2 protein-coding genes are annotated in these 349 nt (G+C 62.5%); both read right to left on the reverse strand.

All coding sequences use genetic code 11. The features are described 5' to 3' along the window. A partial coding sequence (locus RVY79_RS18140; RefSeq protein WP_317465924.1) for a PrpF domain-containing protein occupies positions 1-150 on the reverse strand: 150 nt, incomplete at its 3' end. Next, positions 147-349, reverse strand: a 203-nt coding sequence (locus tag RVY79_RS18145) for a hypothetical protein (RefSeq protein ID WP_317465922.1), incomplete at its 5' end; no start/stop codon positions are given. The genes RVY79_RS18145 and RVY79_RS18140, both read right to left, overlap by 4 nt.

A 349-nucleotide genomic window follows, 5' to 3' on the forward strand; every position in this document is an offset into this window, starting at 1 on the left:
GCTGCCGATCACGCGCATGAGCAGCGCATCGCGCGCGGCGCCAGGTTGCTGCGCGGCTTCCGGCAAATCCTGCAAACGGAAGAACACGCCCTTACTGGTGCCGCCACGGATGTACGTGGCGGGGACTTTGATTTGTGCGGGATGGCTCATGCTGCTTCCTTGTTCGATTCCAGGAAGTCCTGTGCGAAGCGCTGCAGCACACCGCCCGCTTCGTAGATCGAGACTTCCTCATCGCTGTCCAGACGGCACGTGACGGGCACTTCCACGCGTTCGCCGCTCTTGCGATGAATCACCAGCGTCAGGTCCGCACGCGGTTTGCGTGCGCCGATCACGTCATAGGTTTCGGTGC

It is taken from the genome of Chromohalobacter sp. HP20-39, from assembly GCF_033052815.1.
In the GTDB taxonomy this organism is placed as follows: Bacteria; Pseudomonadota; Gammaproteobacteria; order Pseudomonadales; family Halomonadaceae; genus Chromohalobacter.